We start from the raw sequence: 17454 nt of genomic DNA, 5'->3' as shown, positions 1-17454 counted from the left end.
TGGTGCGAAAGACGATCACATGGCATCGTCCTGTCAGCCGCGTCGCGCGCACACCCCAGCACGTGCGCGGGACACACGCCGACCCCGCGTACAGCCAGGGAGCCGCCCCAATGACATCAGCGCAGACCGAGCCGCTCTGGCAGCCGGACGAGGAACGCATCGCCACGGCCGCCGTCACCCGCTTCCAGACCTGGGCCGCCGAGCACCACGGCGCCCCGGCCGAGGGCGGGTACCCGGCGCTCCACCGCTGGTCCGTCGACGAGCTCGAAGCCTTCTGGCAGGCGGTCGTCGAGTGGTTCGACATCCGTTTCTCCACCCCGTACGAGCGCGTCCTCGGCGACCGCTCGATGCCCGGCGCCGACTGGTTCCCCGGGGCCACCCTCAACTACGCCGAGCACGCCCTGCGCGCCGCCGGCGAGCGCCCCCATGACACGGCGCTGCTCCATGTGGACGAAACACATGAGCCCACGCCGACCACCTGGGGCGAGCTCCGCCGCCAGGTCGGCTCCCTCGCCGCCGAACTCCGCGCCCTCGGCGTACAGCCGGGCGACCGGATCAGCGGCTACCTGCCCAACGTCCCGCAGTCCGTCGTGGCGCTCCTCGCCACCGCCGCCGTCGGCGGCGTCTGGACCTCCTGTGCCCCCGATTTCGGCGCCCGCAGCGTCCTGGACCGCTTCCAGCAGGTCGAGCCCGTCGTCCTCTTCACCGTCGACGGCTACCGCTACGGCGGCAAGGAGCACGACCGCCGCGACACCGTCGCCGAACTGCGTGCCGAGCTCCCGACCCTCCGCGCGGTCGTCCACATCCCGCTGCTCGGCACCCCGGCCCCGGAGGGCACCCTCGCCTGGGACGACCTCGTCGCGGCCGACGTCGAGCCGGTGTACGAGCAGGTCTCGTTCTCGCACCCGCTGTGGGTCCTGTACTCCTCCGGCACGACCGGCCTGCCGAAGGCGATCGTCCAGTCCCAGGGCGGCATCCTCGTCGAGCACGTCAAGCAGCTGGGCCTGCACTGCGACCTCGGCCCCGACGACGTGTTCTTCTGGTACACCTCGACCGGCTGGATGATGTGGAACTTCCTCGTCTCCGGCCTGCTCACCGGCACCACCGTCGTCCTGTACGACGGCAGCCCCGGCTACCCCGACACCGCCGCCCAGTGGCGCGTGGCCGAACGCACCCGCGCCACCCTGTACGGCACCTCAGCCGCGTACGTGATGGCCTGCGCCAAGGCGGACGTGCACCCCGGCCGTGACTTCGACCTCTCGTCGGTGAAGTGCGTGGCCACCACCGGCTCCCCGCTGCCCCCCGACGGCTTCCGCTGGCTCCACGACGAGGTCCGCGAGAACCTCTGGATCGCCTCCGTCAGCGGCGGCACCGACGTGTGCTCCTGCTTCGCGGGCGCCGTCCCCACCCTCCCCGTCCACATCGGGGAACTCCAGGCGGCGGGCCTCGGCACCGACCTGCAGGCCTGGGACCCCTCCGGCAAGCCCGTGATCGACGAGGTCGGCGAACTCGTCGTCACCAACCCCATGCCGTCCATGCCGATCCACTTCTGGAACGACCCCGACGGCAGCCGCTACCGCGACAGCTACTTCGAGATGTTCCCGAACGTCTGGCGCCATGGCGACTGGATCACGATCACCGACCACGGCTCGGTCGTCATCCACGGCCGCTCCGACTCCACCCTGAACCGCCAGGGCGTACGGATGGGAAGCGCCGATATCTATGAGGCCGTCGAACGCCTCCCGGAGATCCGCGAATCCCTCGTGATCGGCCTGGAGGAGCCGGACGGCGGCTACTGGATGCCCCTCTTCGTCCACCTCGTCGAGGGCGCCACCCTCGACGAGGAGCTGATCGCCCGCATCAAGCGGACGATCCGCTCCGAACTCTCGCCGCGCCACGTCCCCGACGAGATCATCGAGGTCCCGGGCGTCCCGCACACCCTCACGGGCAAGCGCATCGAGGTCCCGGTCAAGCGCCTCCTCCAGGGCACCCCGCTGGCCAAGGCCGTCAACGCCGGCTCGGTCGACGACCTCGGCCTCCTGCACTTCTACGAAACCCTGGCGGCCACCCGCCGCGGCTGACCCACGCGCGAGGCCGTGTCCGGAAAGTCCCGCACAAGCCCGCGGGCGCGGGCAGACGGCGCTACTTCCCGGACACGACCTGGCCCTTCGGCGCCCCCGGCAGCTCGCCGGGGGCGCCGACCGCTGCCTTGGCGAGCACCGCGGACACCCCGAGGACGGTGCCCGACGGGCCCGCCGACGTGGTCGTGGTCAGGACGGTCCGCTCCCCGAGGAACGCCGACGACGTACGGTCGAAGATCCACTGGGTCTGCTCGCCGTGCGCGGTACGGGCCACGGCCACGCCCTCGCGACCGGCCGCGTCCTTCGCGGACGGCAGCACGGTGACCCCGGGGATCCGCGCCGCGGCCTCGTACAGCGCGGCGGTGACCTTCGGGGGAGCCCAGGTCTCGGCCAGCAGGGTCCCGATCGCGGTGAACGCCCGCTGGTCCGGATCGCCTCCGTCGCCCCCCTTCACCCGCGTCTCGTCACGGATCAGCCTCAGCAACGCCTCCGGGTCCGTCGGAAGCGTCGCCACGTACGCGTGGGTCGGGTTGGTGACGGAGGGCGGCTCCGCCCCCGCGGTGGTCTTCCGGGGCGTGGCACCGCGGTGGTCCAGCTCGTACACGGGCAGCGGCGCGCCGAGCCGGCTGTCGGCCGAACCGGGCTCGCGCAGCAGCCCGGGCCGGCTGCCGTCGGCCGACAGCCAGACCTCGCGTCGATGGACGGGCGGCAGCGTCGCGGGTCCACCGGTAGCGCTGCGCCCCGCATGGGCGACGAGGCTCTTGACGTAGACGTACCCCTCGGGCCGGGCGTCCGGCGCGGGAGCGACGGCGGCGGCGAGCGCCGCACGGGACAGCACCTGTACGGCGCCGGGCGACGCGTGCTGCCCGGCCGAGACCCGGCCCGGGGACCCGACCGGCGGGTCCTGGGGCGCGAGCACGACCGCACCGGCCACGACCGCGCAGGCGGCCACCGGCGCCGCGATCCAGCCGAGCCGGAGCTTGGCGCCCGCCCGGCGGACACGGGGCGGGCGGGCGCCGGCGCCGTCACCGGAGGCGAGGGCGGTCCGCAGGACGGTGTGCCGCAGATCGCGATCCCGCTCCGGGGCGAGCTCGGGTACGGGAGGCGGCGGCAGCAGCTCGGCGAGCTCGGCCCGCAGCTGAGCGTCCGCGTGCCCGTGGTCCTGGTGGCGCGGCGTACGAGGGGCGAAGGCGTTCATGCCTGGTTCTCCGGGATCGATCGGGGCACGAGGGCAGGACGGACGTCGGACGGGGCGGAAACGGCTCCGCTCACGGGTTCCGGGGCGGTTCCGGCGCTGGTACGGGACCGAACGGCGACAGCCGCGGCCCGCTCCTCCCGGCGGGCCGCCCGCAGTTCGGCATCGGCGAGCTTCCGGAGCCGTTCACGCGCCCGGGACAGCCGCGAACGAACCGTCCCGACCGGGATCCCCAACGCCTCCCCGGCAGCCGCGTAGTCGAGCCCGGCCCACACGACCAGCGTGAAGACCTCCCGCTCACGCCGCCTGAGCTTGCCGAGAGCGGCGCGCGCGGCCCGAATCTGCTCCCCGTCGGTCATCCGGGCGAGGACGTCGTCGGCGAAGTCCGGCAGCACCCCGCGCTCCGGCATCCGGGCGAGCGCCGCGTCCCGCCGCCGCGCCTCGCGGGCGGCACCCCGCATGATGTTGGTCGCGATGCCGAGCAGCCACGGGCGCAGACTGCCGCCCTCGGCGTGCACCTTCCCGCGACAGCGCCAGGCCTCCAGGAACGCGGCGGAGACGACATCCTCGGCCGCCGCCCGGTCCCCGCACACCCGGAAGGCGTAGTGGTACAGCACGCGTGCGTGCTCGTCGTACGCCTCGCCGAGCGCGGAGGGATCCCCGGCGCGGAAACGATCTCTCATAGGTGATTCCACACAAGGCACTGGGCGGTGGTTCGTCCGGGTTCCCGTGACCCGCGCCACACCTCGCGCCACCGTCGCCCAGGGCATGCGCCGATGTGGCCCAGGTCACGGGAACGCAGGACCCGCAACGCGCAGTGCTGGTCATGAACGATTCCTCGACACCCGGTCGTACGCCGCGGGGCGCGACCCGCCGCACGGCCCTGCGCACCCTGGCCGTGGCCGCCGTACTGGCAGGCACGACCCTCTCCGCCCTGCCCCCGACGGCGACCGCCTCGGCCGCGGCCCCGGAGACGTACGCGCTGACCATCCGTCACCTCGACCGCGCGGGCGCCGCCACCGGCGACTACCGGACGAACGTCACCGGCCTCTCGGGCCCCGGCGCCGACGCCTCCGCCTCGCCCCACGACCCGTCCGGCACCGTCACCGTCCGCCTGCCCAAGGGCCGCTACCTGCTCGACTCCACCCTGACCGGTGCCGAGCAGGCCGCCGGAACCGACTGGATCGTCCAGCCCCGCCTGGACCTCGACCACGACACGACGGTCACCGTCGACGCCCGTACGACCGCCCCCGTGGACGTCCGCCCGCCGGAGTCCGGCGCCCGCTACCTGCACAGCATGGCGTACGTCGAGGCCACCCACGCGGGCACGACCCGCTCGGCGAACATCATGATGTCGAGCGGGGACCTGCGCGTGGCCCACCTGGGCCCCGCCGCCGAGTCCGGCTCGGTCAAGGAGTGGATCGACACCTACTGGTCCGGCGCACGCGCCGACTACGCGCTCGGCTACGTCTTCACCTCCGCACGCGCCCTGACCGGCCTCGTCCGCCATCCGTCGGCCGCCTCCCTGGCCACCGTCAAGGTCCGCGGAGCCGCACCGGAGGGCGCGACCGGAACCGGGTTCGTCGACATCCAGCCCAGCGCCGGCCCCACCGTCGGCCTCGTCCGGCCCCTCCCGCTGCCCGGTACCGCGAGCTTCCTGGTCACCCCGGAACGCGGCCTCTGGGACCTCGGTTACGCCGGACCCGCGGCCCCCGACACCCCGCCCAACCGCTATGCCGCCGACGGAATCGCGGTACGCGCGGGTGCCACCACCACCCACACCTTCGACAACGCCGTCTTCGGCCCCGCCCTCGACACGGCACCCGGCGCCCGCCCCGCGGGCGTGCGCGACGGCGACACCCTCGCACTCGACATCCCGCTCCTCGCCGACGGCGACGGTCACGTGCCCACCGCCCCGCGCTTCCACGGCGCCACCACCACGCTCCACCGGGACGGCGTCCTGATCGGCACCGGTCAGGGCGACCCCGGCCGCGCCACCTTCACCACCACTCCCGGCCGGGCCTCGTACCGCCTGACCGCCACCGCGACCCGGGGCGACGGCACCCCGGCGAGCGGACGCGTCACCGCCGCCTGGACGTTCACCTCGGCCGCCGCGTCCCGCCCCGCCGCGCTGCCGCTCAGCACCGTCCGCTTCGCCCCGGCCCTCGACCTCGACGGCACCGCGCCGGCGGGTGCCCTGGTCCGCGTACCGGTCACCGTCCAGGGCGCGGCCACCGAGACCGGAATCCGTTCCCTCACCGTGTCGATGTCGACCGACAACGGCACCACCTGGACCCGCGTCCCCGTCGTCGACGACCAGGCGGGCTTCCGCACCCCCGGCCCCGGCCGATCCGTCTCGCTCCGCGCCGAACTCACCGACACCCAGGGCAACACCCTCACCCAGACCCTGACGAACGCCTACCGGACCCGATGACCTGACGAGACCGCAGCCGAGCGCTCCGGGATGGGACCACCCTCCCCGGAGCGCTCACGCACGCACGCCGCCACCTACCCCCTACGGGCGTCACCCGCCGTACGTCGCCTGCGCGTCCGCCAGCACCTCGGCGAAGTCCGCCGCCAGGCGCGGCGCGTCCTCGGGCGAGAGCGTCGACGTCGTGATCCGTACGGCCGGCGGGGCGGCGATCCGGAACCGCGCTCCCGCGGCCACCCACCAGCCCTGCGTCCGCAACCCGTTGACGACCGCCGACTCGTCCCGCACCGGCACCCACACGTTCAGCCCGCTCGCCCCGACGGCCCGGATCCGGTGCGCCCCCAGCGCGCCGATCAGGGCCGCGCGCCGCTCCGCGTACGCCGTCTCGCCGTCCGCCACGAGCGCGCGTACCGCCCCGTCGCGGAACAGGCCGGACACCGACTCCTGGAGGACGTGACTGACCCAGCCGGAGGTCATCAGCATCCGCCCGTCGTGCCGCGCGAGCGTCACCGCGTCGCACGCGACCCCGGCCCACCGCAGGTCGATCCCGAGATGCTTCGACACGGTGCGCACCTGCGCCCATCGTTCGAGCCCCGCCGCCGCGAGCGTGTACGCCGCCGCCCCGCCGACCTCCGCGTTGTGGTCGTCCTCGACGACGAGCACCTCCGGGAACTCCCGGAGCACCGACACCAGTTCGTCCCGCCGCGACCGGGTGAAGAACGCCCCGGTCGGACACTGCCCCCGAGGACTGCACACCACCGCGCGCACCCCGCCCCGGAGCGCCGTCCGCAGCGACTCCGGTACGAGCCCCTCACCGTCCACGGCCACCGGGACCATCCGCAGCCCCAACGCGGGCACCAGATCGAGCAGATGGTGGAAGCCGGGATCCTCCACGGCCACCGCGTCACCGGGCCGCAGCTCCGTCGAGAGGAGCCGCGCGATGCAGTCGAGGGCCCCGTGCGCGAACGTCACGTGCCGCGCCGGCACCTCGTCCCGCGCGAACCACTGCCGGGTCACCTCTTCGAGCGCCGCGAGCCGAGGCGCGGCGCGATGGGACCCGTACACCGGGGTGACCGTCGACGGAGGACGCAGTACGGGAAGGAAGGCCGGGTCGGGATGCCCGCCGGCCAGGTCCACCAGGCCCTGCGGTACCCGCGGCGGACGCCGTGAGGCCACGGACGGTACGTCGGCGACGACCGTCCCGCCCCGGCCCCGCGTGACGATCAGCCCCCGCTGCCGCAGCTCCTTGTAGGCCGTCGCGACCGTTCCCGGGCTCACCCCCAGGGTGTCGGCGAGCCGCCGCACGGGCGGCAGGGAGTCGCCGGGGGAGAGCCCGCCCTCGGCGACTCCCCGCTCCACGGACGCGGCAATCCCCTTGGCCGTCGTACCTTCGATCGCATATTGTGCTGCCACGTAGTCAAGTATGTATCAATACAAAGCAGTTCGCAAGGGGGACCCGTTGAGCCGCTCCACCCATTCCACCCGAACAGGCCTCAAGGACCGCATCCCCGGCGGCCGGGACGGCCGCCGCATGCTCGTCATCGGCTTCATCGACAAGTGCGGCACCGGACTCTGGTCCACGGCCATGGCCCTCTACTTCACCTACGTCACCGGCCTCGGCCTCGGTGAAGTCGGCCTCCTCATCGCCGTCTCGGGTGCCGCCGGCATCGCGGGCGCCCCCCTCGGCGGCCGCCTCGCCGACCGCTTCCCCCTCGTCCGCGTCATCATCTGCACCCAACTGCTGCGCGCCGCGGCCCTCCTGGCCCTCCTCACCACCGACGACTACCTGCTGCTCGTCCTCTTCTCGGCCGTCGGCGCACTGCCCGACCGCGCCACCAACGTCCTCACCAAGCTCTACGCCGCCCGGGTCGCCGGCCCCGACCGCATCCGCTACCAGGCCATCAACCGCACCACCTCCAACATCGGCTGGACCCTCGGCGGCCTCGGCGCCGCGGCGGCCCTCGCCGTCGGCAGCACCACCGCCTTCCACCTCCTCCTCGTCGGAGACGCCCTCTCCTACCTCGTGATGGCGGTGCTCACCCTCCGCTGCGCCGAACCCCCGGCCCCCGCCGCCTCCCGCATCGCCGCCACCTCCACCGACGCCACTCCGACGACGAAGCCCTCCAACCCCTGGCGCGACAGGGGCTTCCTCGGCTTCACCGCCGCGGACTCGGTCTTCTACCTCCACGACTCGATCCTCCAGGTCGCCCTGCCGCTCTGGATCGTCCACGCCACCGAGGCCCCCGTGGGCCTCGCCCCGCTCCTGATGGTCGCCAACAGCGCCCTCGTCGTGATCTTCCAGGTCCCGCTCTCGCGCTTCGGCTCCTCCACCGAAGCCGCCCGCCGCCTGCTCGCCCCCCTCGCGGGGCTCTTCGCCGTCGGCACGCTCGCCCTCGCCGTCTCGGCACTCAGCGGCCGGACCCTCTCCATCGCCGCCCTGATCACCGCTGCCGTCGCCCTCACCTTCGCCGAGATGATCCACACCATCGCGTCCTGGGAGATCTCCGTCGCCCTCGCCCCCGACGACGCCCAGGGCGCCTACCTCGGAGTCCACGGCCTCGCCCAGTCCACCCAGCGCTTCGTCGGCCCCCTCCTCATGACCGGCCTCGTCTCCGCGGGCCCCCTGGCCTGGCCCGTCCTCGGCGCCGCCCTCGTCGGCACCACCGCCGCCCAGAACCGCATCGTCCGCCGACGTCTCCCCGAAGCGTCACTGTCAGTGGCGAAGGTTACGGTGAGTGAGCACTGATCGGACCATCACCAGGGGGAGACATGACACGGACCGGCACCAGCCTCCGCCGCGCACTGCGCCGCGAAGTTCCCAGCACCGTCGGCCTGCTCGCCGACGAGCACGACTTCACGGCCATGCGGCAGTACAGGACCTTCGCCTTCGACGACCACACCACCTACCTCCGCCAGGTCGAGGCCCTCCTCAGGACCCTCGCCACCCAGGGCGGCCACACCACCGTCACCCTCTTCGACCCCGAGGAGTACGCGGCCTACTGCGCCGAGACCGCCATCGACCCGGACCACCCCACCAGCCGCAGCCGCTTCACCGCCCACCTCGCCGCCACCGGCGCCCACGTCACCTATACCGGGCAGCCCCTCAGTACCCTCCTCCCCGAGCTCGTCGACTCCGCCGTCCGCCACGCCACCTGGGAGTACGCCACGACCGTCCTCGCCGCCGCGGGCGACTGCGCCACCTGCGGCAAGGACATCGGCAGGGCCGCCTTCGAGCGGGCCGCCCGGCTCCTCGCGCGGCTCCTCGATGCCGCAGGCGGCGGCACCCACCACCTCGTCTGCAGCGTCCCGGCGGCCGACGACCAACTCCTCGCCGTCCTCCATGCCGACGGCACCACACAACCGGTGGGCGTCGACGACGCACCGGCCGCCGAGTTCACCGCCGTCCTCGCCGCAGGCATCGTCCTCGGCGCCCCCGGCGGACTCGTCCTGCGCACCAGCACCCCCGGCGACCGCGACCGGCTCCACGGCTGGCGCCTCACCGGCGGCACCCTCACCTCGCTCACCGAGGCGGAAGTCTTCGCCGCCTACTGCACCGACGCCCGCACCGGAGAACCCCTCTCCCCGGAACCGGGCGTGGACCACCGCGCCGGCTTCCCCCTCGCCCCCGACCCGGACGACGACTGGACCACCCACCACTGACCCCGGACACGACGAAGGGGCTCCCCGTCACCTGGATGACGGAAAGCCCCTTCGTACGTCAGCGAACGCCCGGGATCACTCCCCGGACAGCACCGCCTGAGCGGCCACACGCGCTTCGTGCGCCGTGTCCGCCGCACGCGCCGCGGCAGCGGCCCGCTCGCACTGAGCCAGCGTGTACTTGGCCAGCGTCGCCCGCACATACGGAATCGAGGCAGCACCCATGGAAAGGGAGGTGACACCCAGACCCGTCAGCACACAGGCGAGCAGCGGGTCGGCGGCAGCCTCACCACAGACACCACAGCTCTTGCCCTCGGCCTTGGCCGCCTCGGCGGACAGCGCCACCAGGTCGAGCAGCGCCGGCTGCCACGGGTCCTGCAGCCGCGACACCGCACCGACCTGACGGTCGGCCGCGAAGGTGTACTGCGCCAGGTCGTTGGTGCCCAGCGACAGGAACTCGACCTCCTGGAGGATCGAGCGCGCCCGCAGCGCGGCCGAGGGAATCTCGACCATCGCACCGAACTTCGCCCGCAGCCCCGCCTCACGGCACGCGTCGGCGAAGGCCTTCGCGTCCGTACGGTCGGCCACCATCGGCGCCATGACCTCGAGGTACACCGGCAGACCCTCGACGGCCTTCGCCAGCGCGGTCAGCTGCGTCCGCAGCACCTCGGGATGGTCGAGCAGCGACCGCAGACCCCGCACACCGAGCGCCGGGTTCGGCTCGTCCACCGGCGTCAGGAAGTCCAGCGGCTTGTCGGCACCGGCGTCCAGCACCCGCACGACCACCCGGCCCTCGGGGAAGGCCTCCAGCACCGCGCGGTAGGCCTCGACCTGCTTCTCCTCGGACGGAGCCTTCTTGCTGTCGTCCAGGAAGAGGAACTCCGTACGGAACAGACCGACACCCTCGGCACCGGCCTCCACCGCGGCCGGCACGTCCGCCGGACCACCGACGTTGGCGAGCAGCGGCACCTTGTGACCGTCCGACGTGGCACCCGGACCGCTGGACGTCGCCAGCGCGGCCTTACGAGCGGCGGCGGCCTTGGTCAGCTCCGCCTTCTTCTCCTCGCTCGGGTCCACGAAGAGCTCACCGGTCGAACCGTCGACCGCGATGAGCGTCCCCTCGGCGATCTCACCCGCGCCCGGCAGCGCGACGATGGCCGGCACTCCCAGCGCCCGCGCCAGAATCGCGCTGTGGCTGGTCGGCCCACCCTCCTCGGTCACGAACCCGAGCACGAGCGTCGGGTCAAGCAGCGCCGTGTCGGCCGGCGCCAGGTCCCGCGCGATCAGCACGTACGGCTCGTCACTGTCCGGAACGCCCGGCATCGGCACACCGAGCAGGCGCGCCACGATCCGGTTCCGCACGTCGTCGAGGTCGGCGACCCGCCCGGCCATGTACTCACCGGCACCGGCGAGCAGCTCGCGATAGTGCGAGAAGGCGTCGTAGATACCGCGCTCCGCCGTGCTGCCCACGGCGATCCTGCGGTCCACATCGGCGATGAGCTCCGGGTCCTGGGCGATCATCGCCTGGGCCTCCAGCACGTGCTGAGCCTCACCGCCGGCCAGGTTGCCGCGCGCATTGAGGTCGGCGGCGACAGCCTCGACGGCCTGACGGGCGCGCCCCTGTTCGCGCTCCGCCTCGTCCGCCGGGATCTGCTTGGCCGGCGGTTCGAGAACCGCCGTGCCCATGTGCCGGACCTCGCCGATCGCCACACCGTGGCTGACGCCGACGCCTCGCAGCGTTGTCTCCATCTCACCCGTCTCCGATAGAGCGGCGGCACCTGCCGCCGCGTTGAATGTCGAACTCGCGGTCGTCACGGGGACGAACCGGCTCAGCTCCAGCCGAAGAGCTCGTCGCCGGCCTTCACTTCGCCGTCTTCGACGAGAGAGGAGAGCGAGTCCGCAGTGGCCTCCAGGGCCACGATGGGACAGATGGGGGACTTGCCGGCGGCCTCGACCGCAGCGGGGTCCCAGCGCACGACCGCCTGGCCGCGCGCCACGGTGTCACCCTTCTTCACGAGGAGCTCGAAGCCCTCCCCGTTGAGCTGAACGGTGTCGATGCCGAGGTGCGTCAGCACACCGTGGCCCTCGTCGTCGACGACGACGAACGCGTGCGGGTGCATGGAGACGATGACCCCGTCGATGGGGGAGACGGCCTCCGAGGGCTCACGTACGGGATCGATGGCGGTACCGGGACCGACCATCGCACCGGAGAAGACCGGGTCGGGAACTGCGGCGAGACCGATGGCGCGTCCAGCAAGCGGCGACGTCACGGTTGTCATGGGAAGCCTCCCAGGGGCGGAGATTGTGTAGGCGCCGTCACTACCTGTCCTGGACGGCGTACTGTTCTGAAGCGTAAGTCATAAGAAGTCCTAGTTCCGCCCGGGACGTACTAGTTGGTACCGGTTGGACGGAGCTAGGGACTACCGCAAACGATTTGCCTCGACTGACGGTGGGATGTACTGTCGTACTCCTGCCTGACCCCAACGCGGCCTTGAGTCGCGGGTCGGCAGCACCTATCAAGCCAGATCCTAACCCCAGTGGTCTACACCTCTGCATGTTCGCAGGGGATGTGGTCAGGGGGACCGAGAAAGCCTGGTAGTGTTTGAACCCGCCAGGAACGGAAAAGCGCAAGCAAATTCCAATCCCGGCAGCCCGCTCCAGCGGGTGGCAGAAACGGAAATCGGATCTGCTAAGCTGGAAACACGAAATACCGAAGGGAAGCCCGGAGGAAAGCCCGAGAGGGTGAGTACAAAGGAAGCGTCCGTTCCTTGAGAACTCAACAGCGTGCCAAAAATCAACGCCAGATTAGTTGATACCCCGTCCATCTTCGGATGGCGAGGTTCCTTTGAAAGTCCTGCCGGCCCTTGTGGCGGGTAGGCAACATACACAGCGAGGACGCTGTGGACAGTCGGCCTTATTCCGGCCTGACTGTCCCGCTCAACGCGAGTGTCACCCGATTACGGGTAAACATTCACGGAGAGTTTGATCCTGGCTCAGGACGAACGCTGGCGGCGTGCTTAACACATGCAAGTCGAACGATGAAGCCCTTCGGGGTGGATTAGTGGCGAACGGGTGAGTAACACGTGGGCAATCTGCCCTTCACTCTGGGACAAGCCCTGGAAACGGGGTCTAATACCGGATAACACCGGCTTCCGCATGGGAGCTGGTTGAAAGCTCCGGCGGTGAAGGATGAGCCCGCGGCCTATCAGCTTGTTGGTGGGGTAATGGCCTACCAAGGCGACGACGGGTAGCCGGCCTGAGAGGGCGACCGGCCACACTGGGACTGAGACACGGCCCAGACTCCTACGGGAGGCAGCAGTGGGGAATATTGCACAATGGGCGAAAGCCTGATGCAGCGACGCCGCGTGAGGGATGACGGCCTTCGGGTTGTAAACCTCTTTCAGCAGGGAAGAAGCGAAAGTGACGGTACCTGCAGAAGAAGCGCCGGCTAACTACGTGCCAGCAGCCGCGGTAATACGTAGGGCGCAAGCGTTGTCCGGAATTATTGGGCGTAAAGAGCTCGTAGGCGGCTTGTCACGTCGGGTGTGAAAGCCCGGGGCTTAACCCCGGGTCTGCATCCGATACGGGCAGGCTAGAGTGTGGTAGGGGAGATCGGAATTCCTGGTGTAGCGGTGAAATGCGCAGATATCAGGAGGAACACCGGTGGCGAAGGCGGATCTCTGGGCCATTACTGACGCTGAGGAGCGAAAGCGTGGGGAGCGAACAGGATTAGATACCCTGGTAGTCCACGCCGTAAACGTTGGGAACTAGGTGTTGGCGACATTCCACGTCGTCGGTGCCGCAGCTAACGCATTAAGTTCCCCGCCTGGGGAGTACGGCCGCAAGGCTAAAACTCAAAGGAATTGACGGGGGCCCGCACAAGCAGCGGAGCATGTGGCTTAATTCGACGCAACGCGAAGAACCTTACCAAGGCTTGACATATACCGGAAAGCATTAGAGATAGTGCCCCCCTTGTGGTCGGTATACAGGTGGTGCATGGCTGTCGTCAGCTCGTGTCGTGAGATGTTGGGTTAAGTCCCGCAACGAGCGCAACCCTTGTCCTGTGTTGCCAGCATGCCCTTCGGGGTGATGGGGACTCACAGGAGACCGCCGGGGTCAACTCGGAGGAAGGTGGGGACGACGTCAAGTCATCATGCCCCTTATGTCTTGGGCTGCACACGTGCTACAATGGCCGGTACAAAGAGCTGCGATGCCGCGAGGCGGAGCGAATCTCAAAAAGCCGGTCTCAGTTCGGATTGGGGTCTGCAACTCGACCCCATGAAGTCGGAGTTGCTAGTAATCGCAGATCAGCATTGCTGCGGTGAATACGTTCCCGGGCCTTGTACACACCGCCCGTCACGTCACGAAAGTCGGTAACACCCGAAGCCGGTGGCCCAACCCCTTGTGGGAGGGAGCTGTCGAAGGTGGGACTGGCGATTGGGACGAAGTCGTAACAAGGTAGCCGTACCGGAAGGTGCGGCTGGATCACCTCCTTTCTAAGGAGCACAGTACCGATTGCAGGCAAATGTTCTGCACGGTCAGCTCATGGGTGGAACGTTGATTAGTTGGCACGATCTTGAGGATCACTTCACAAGTACTGCTTCGGCGTGGAACGTGATGATGATGCGACGGGTCGTGCTTGGCACGTTGTTGGGTATCTGAGGGTACGGCCGTAAGGTTTGTATCTTCGCGATGCCGGCCCCAGTGAACTCGCTGCTTATGTGGCGGGGTGATGGGTGGCTGGTCGTTGCTTGAGAACTACACAGTGGACGCGAGCATCTGTGGCCAAGTTTTTAAGGGCGCACGGTGGATGCCTTGGCACCAGGAACCGATGAAGGACGTGGGAGGCCACGATAGTCCCCGGGGAGCCGTCAACCAGGCTTTGATCCGGGGGTTTCCGAATGGGGAAACCCGGCAGTCGTCATGGGCTGTCACCCATGCCTGAACACATAGGGCATGTGGAGGGAACGAGGGGAAGTGAAACATCTCAGTACCCTCAGGAAGAGAAAACAACCGTGATTCCGGGAGTAGTGGCGAGCGAAACCGGATGAGGCCAAACCGTATGCGTGTGATACCCGGCAGGGGTTGCGCATGCGGGGTTGTGGGATCTCTCTTTCACAGTCTGCCGGCTGTGAGACGAGTCAGAAACCGTTGATGTAGGCGAAGGACATGCGAAAGGTCCGGCGTAGAGGGTAAGACCCCCGTAGCTGAAACATTAACGGCTCGTTTGAGAGACACCCAAGTAGCACGGGGCCCGAGAAATCCCGTGTGAATCTGGCGGGACCACCCGCTAAGCCTAAATATTCCCTGGTGACCGATAGCGGATAGTACCGTGAGGGAATGGTGAAAAGTACCGCGGGAGCGGAGTGAAATAGTACCTGAAACCGTGTGCCTACAAGCCGTGGGAGCGTCGGATACAGCTTGCTGTATCTCGTGACTGCGTGCCTTTTGAAGAATGAGCCTGCGAGTTTGCGGTGCGTTGCGAGGTTAACCCGTGTGGGGAAGCCGTAGCGAAAGCGAGTCCGAATAGGGCGATTCAGTAGCGCGCTCAAGACCCGAAGCGGAGTGATCTAGCCATGGGCAGGTTGAAGCGGAGGTAAGACTTCGTGGAGGACCGAACCCACCAGGGTTGAAAACCTGGGGGATGACCTGTGGTTAGGGGTGAAAGGCCAATCAAACTCCGTGATAGCTGGTTCTCCCCGAAATGCATTTAGGTGCAGCGTCGTGTGTTTCTTGCCGGAGGTAGAGCACTGGATAGGCGATGGGCCCTACCGGGTTACTGACCTTAGCCAAACTCCGAATGCCGGTAAGTGAGAGCACGGCAGTGAGACTGTGGGGGATAAGCTCCATGGTCGAGAGGGAAACAGCCCAGAGCATCGACTAAGGCCCCTAAGCGTACGCTAAGTGGGAAAGGATGTGGAGTCGCAGAGACAACCAGGAGGTTGGCTTAGAAGCAGCCACCCTTGAAAGAGTGCGTAATAGCTCACTGGTCAAGTGATTCCGCGCCGACAATGTAGCGGGGCTCAAGCGTACCGCCGAAGTCGTGTCATTGCAGCAATAGGGCCAACGCCCGCTGTGATGGGTAGGGGAGCGTCGTGTGCCGGGTGAAGCAGCCGCGGAAGCGAGTTGTGGACGGTTCACGAGTGAGAATGCAGGCATGAGTAGCGATACACACGTGAGAAACGTGTGCGCCGATTGACTAAGGGTTCCTGGGTCAAGCTGATCTGCCCAGGGTAAGTCGGGACCTAAGGCGAGGCCGACAGGCGTAGTCGATGGACAACCGGTTGATATTCCGGTACCCGCTTTGAAACGCCCAATATCGAGCCCATTAATGCTAAGGCCGTGAAGCCGTTCCGGACCCTTCGGGGAAAGGAAAGTGGTGGAGCCGCTGACCCAAGGTGGTAGTAGGTAAGCGATGGGGTGACGCAGGAAGGTAGTCCAACCCGGGCGGTGGTAGTCCCGGGGTAAGGGTGTAGGGCGTTGTCCAGGTAAATCCGGACAGCACATAGCCTGAGACCTGATGCCGAGCCGATTGTGGTGAAGTGGATGATCCTATGCTGTCGAGAAAAGCCTCTAGCGAGTTTCATGGCGGCCCGTACCCTAAACCGACTCAGGTGGTCAGGTAGAGAATACCGAGGCGTTCGGGTGAACTATGGTTAAGGAACTCGGCAAAATGCCCCCGTAACTTCGGGAGAAGGGGGGCCACGTCTGGTGATCGGATCTACTCCGTGAGCTGGGGGTGGCCGCAGAGACCAGCGAGAAGCGACTGTTTACTAAAAACACAGGTCCGTGCGAAGCCGTAAGGCGATGTATACGGACTGACGCCTGCCCGGTGCTGGAACGTTAAGGGGACCGGTTAGCTCTGTTTCGACAGGGCGAAGCTGAGAACTTAAGCGCCAGTAAACGGCGGTGGTAACTATAACCATCCTAAGGTAGCGAAATTCCTTGTCGGGTAAGTTCCGACCTGCACGAATGGCGTAACGACTTCTCGACTGTCTCAACCATAGGCCCGGTGAAATTGCACTACGAGTAAAGATGCTCGTTTCGCGCAGCAGGACGGAAAGACCCCGGGACCTTTACTACAGTTTGATATTGGTGTTCGGTTCGGCTTGTGTAGGATAGGTGGGAGACTTTGAAGCCGTGACGCCAGTCATGGTGGAGTCGCCGTTGAAATACCACTCTGGTCGTGCTGGATGTCTAACCTCGGTCCGTGATCCGGATCAGGGACAGTGTCTGATGGGTAGTTTAACTGGGGCGGTTGCCTCCCAAAGGGTAACGGAGGCGCCCAAAGGTTCCCTCAGCCTGGTTGGCAATCAGGTGTTGAGTGTAAGTGCACAAGGGAGCTTGACTGTGAGACCGACGGGTCGAGCAGGGACGAAAGTCGGGACTAGTGATCCGGCGGTGGCTTGTGGAAGCGCCGTCGCTCAACGGATAAAAGGTACCCCGGGGATAACAGGCTGATCTTCCCCAAGAGTCCATATCGACGGGATGGTTTGGCACCTCGATGTCGGCTCGTCGCATCCTGGGGCTGGAGTCGGTCCCAAGGGTTGGGCTGTTCGCCCATTAAAGCGGTACGCGAGCTGGGTTTAGAACGTCGTGAGACAGTTCGGTCCCTATCCGCTGCGCGCGTAGGAATATTGAGAAGGGCTGTCCCTAGTACGAGAGGACCGGGACGGACGAACCTCTGGTGTGCCAGTTGTCCTGCCAAGGGCATGGCTGGTTGGCTACGTTCGGGAGGGATAACCGCTGAAAGCATCTAAGCGGGAAGCCTGCTTCGAGATGAGTATTCCCACCTCCTTGAGAGGGTAAGGCTCCCAGTAGACGACTGGGTTGATAGGCCGGATGTGGAAGCCCAGTAATGGGTGGAGCTGACCGGTACTAATAGGCCGAGGGCTTGTCCTCAGTTGCTCGCGTCCACTGTGTTAGTTCTGAAGTAACGAACCGTGCCGATATCCGGTTGGTTAACTTCATAGAGTTTCGGTGGTCATAGCGTTAGGGAAACGCCCGGTTACATTCCGAACCCGGAAGCTAAGCCTTTCAGCGCCGATGGTACTGCAGGGGGACCCTGTGGGAGAGTAGGACGCCGCCGA

Annotated in this window: 9 protein-coding genes and 3 rRNA genes; 7 read left to right on the top strand and 5 right to left on the bottom strand. The window is 67.9% G+C overall.

Going from position 1 to position 17454, the window contains the following annotated elements; translation table 11 throughout:
• Window positions 1–110: 110 nt before the first annotated feature.
• Complete coding sequence (locus tag OG514_RS00060; protein WP_266889416.1) at window positions 111–2081, top strand: acetoacetate--CoA ligase; 1971 nt, start codon at window positions 111–113, stop codon at window positions 2079–2081.
• 61 nt (window positions 2082–2142) lie between these two features.
• Here the strand turns inward: OG514_RS00060 and OG514_RS00055 are convergent, their stop codons facing one another.
• Together OG514_RS00055 and OG514_RS00050 are read right to left on the bottom strand one after the other, a co-directional pair.
• On the bottom strand, window positions 2143–3279 hold the full coding sequence (locus OG514_RS00055; RefSeq protein ID WP_266889414.1) for a CU044_5270 family protein: 1137 nt from the start codon (window positions 3277–3279) through the stop codon (window positions 2143–2145).
• Window positions 3276–3959, bottom strand: coding sequence for an RNA polymerase sigma factor (locus OG514_RS00050; RefSeq protein WP_266889412.1), 684 nt, complete (start codon window positions 3957–3959; stop codon window positions 3276–3278). The genes OG514_RS00055 and OG514_RS00050 overlap by 4 nt, the downstream gene beginning before the upstream one ends.
• A gap of 143 nt (window positions 3960–4102) precedes the next feature.
• Between OG514_RS00050 and OG514_RS00045 the strand changes: the two genes are divergently transcribed.
• A complete protein-coding gene (locus OG514_RS00045) occupies window positions 4103–5710 on the top strand; it encodes a serine protease (RefSeq protein WP_266889409.1) in 1608 nt (535 codons plus the stop codon).
• Between the two features lie 90 nt (window positions 5711–5800).
• On the opposite strand, the gene OG514_RS00040 is transcribed toward OG514_RS00045, so the two are convergent.
• On the bottom strand, window positions 5801–7120 hold the full coding sequence (locus OG514_RS00040) for an aminotransferase class I/II-fold pyridoxal phosphate-dependent enzyme (RefSeq protein WP_266889406.1): 1320 nt from the start codon (window positions 7118–7120) through the stop codon (window positions 5801–5803).
• A gap of 46 nt (window positions 7121–7166) precedes the next feature.
• Between OG514_RS00040 and OG514_RS00035 the strand changes: the two genes are divergently transcribed.
• Window positions 7167–8453, top strand: a complete 1287-nt coding sequence (locus tag OG514_RS00035) for an MFS transporter (protein ID WP_323181457.1) — start codon at window positions 7167–7169, stop codon at window positions 8451–8453.
• 23 nt (window positions 8454–8476) lie between these two features.
• Entirely contained in the window at window positions 8477–9367 is an 891-nt protein-coding gene (locus tag OG514_RS00030) for a hypothetical protein (RefSeq protein WP_266889403.1), read from the top strand.
• Window positions 9368–9442: 75 nt separating this feature from the next.
• On the opposite strand, the gene ptsP is transcribed toward OG514_RS00030, so the two are convergent.
• Window positions 9443–11113, bottom strand: a complete 1671-nt coding sequence (gene ptsP / locus OG514_RS00025) for a phosphoenolpyruvate--protein phosphotransferase (protein WP_266900701.1) — start codon at window positions 11111–11113, stop codon at window positions 9443–9445.
• Between the two features lie 80 nt (window positions 11114–11193).
• Window positions 11194–11643, bottom strand: coding sequence for a PTS glucose transporter subunit IIA (locus tag OG514_RS00020; RefSeq protein WP_266889401.1), 450 nt, complete (start codon window positions 11641–11643; stop codon window positions 11194–11196).
• Window positions 11644–12334: 691 nt separating this feature from the next.
• On the opposite strand from OG514_RS00020, the gene OG514_RS00015 reads away from it, so the two are divergent.
• The 3 genes from OG514_RS00015 to rrf all read left to right on the top strand — a co-directional run.
• A 16S ribosomal RNA gene (locus OG514_RS00015) occupies window positions 12335–13860 on the top strand.
• Between the two features lie 287 nt (window positions 13861–14147).
• Window positions 14148–17266, top strand: a 23S ribosomal RNA gene (locus tag OG514_RS00010).
• Window positions 17267–17340: 74 nt separating this feature from the next.
• A 5S ribosomal RNA gene (gene rrf / locus OG514_RS00005) occupies window positions 17341–17454 on the top strand; the annotation flags it as partial.

The organism is Streptomyces sp. NBC_00572 (assembly GCF_026341815.1).
Classification (GTDB): Bacteria; Actinomycetota; Actinomycetes; order Streptomycetales; family Streptomycetaceae; genus Streptomyces.
The sequence above is the reverse complement of the archived record's forward strand: the minus strand, read 5'-3'. Positions and strand labels throughout refer to the sequence as shown.

What these genes read in the sequence shown, in the direction of transcription:
- OG514_RS00055 (WP_266889414.1), bottom strand. Translation starts at nt 3,279, where the DNA reads ATGAACGCCTTCGCCCCTCGTACGCCGCGCCACCAGGACCACGGGCAC.
- OG514_RS00050 (WP_266889412.1), bottom strand. Translation starts at nt 3,959, where the DNA reads ATGAGAGATCGTTTCCGCGCCGGGGATCCCTCCGCGCTCGGCGAGGCG.
- OG514_RS00030 (WP_266889403.1), top strand. Translation starts at nt 8,477, where the DNA reads ATGACACGGACCGGCACCAGCCTCCGCCGCGCACTGCGCCGCGAAGTT.
- OG514_RS00060 (WP_266889416.1), top strand. Translation starts at nt 111, where the DNA reads ATGACATCAGCGCAGACCGAGCCGCTCTGGCAGCCGGACGAGGAACGC.
- ptsP (WP_266900701.1), bottom strand. Translation starts at nt 11,113, where the DNA reads ATGGAGACAACGCTGCGAGGCGTCGGCGTCAGCCACGGTGTGGCGATC.
- OG514_RS00020 (WP_266889401.1), bottom strand. Translation starts at nt 11,643, where the DNA reads ATGACAACCGTGACGTCGCCGCTTGCTGGACGCGCCATCGGTCTCGCC.
- OG514_RS00045 (WP_266889409.1), top strand. Translation starts at nt 4,103, where the DNA reads ATGAACGATTCCTCGACACCCGGTCGTACGCCGCGGGGCGCGACCCGC.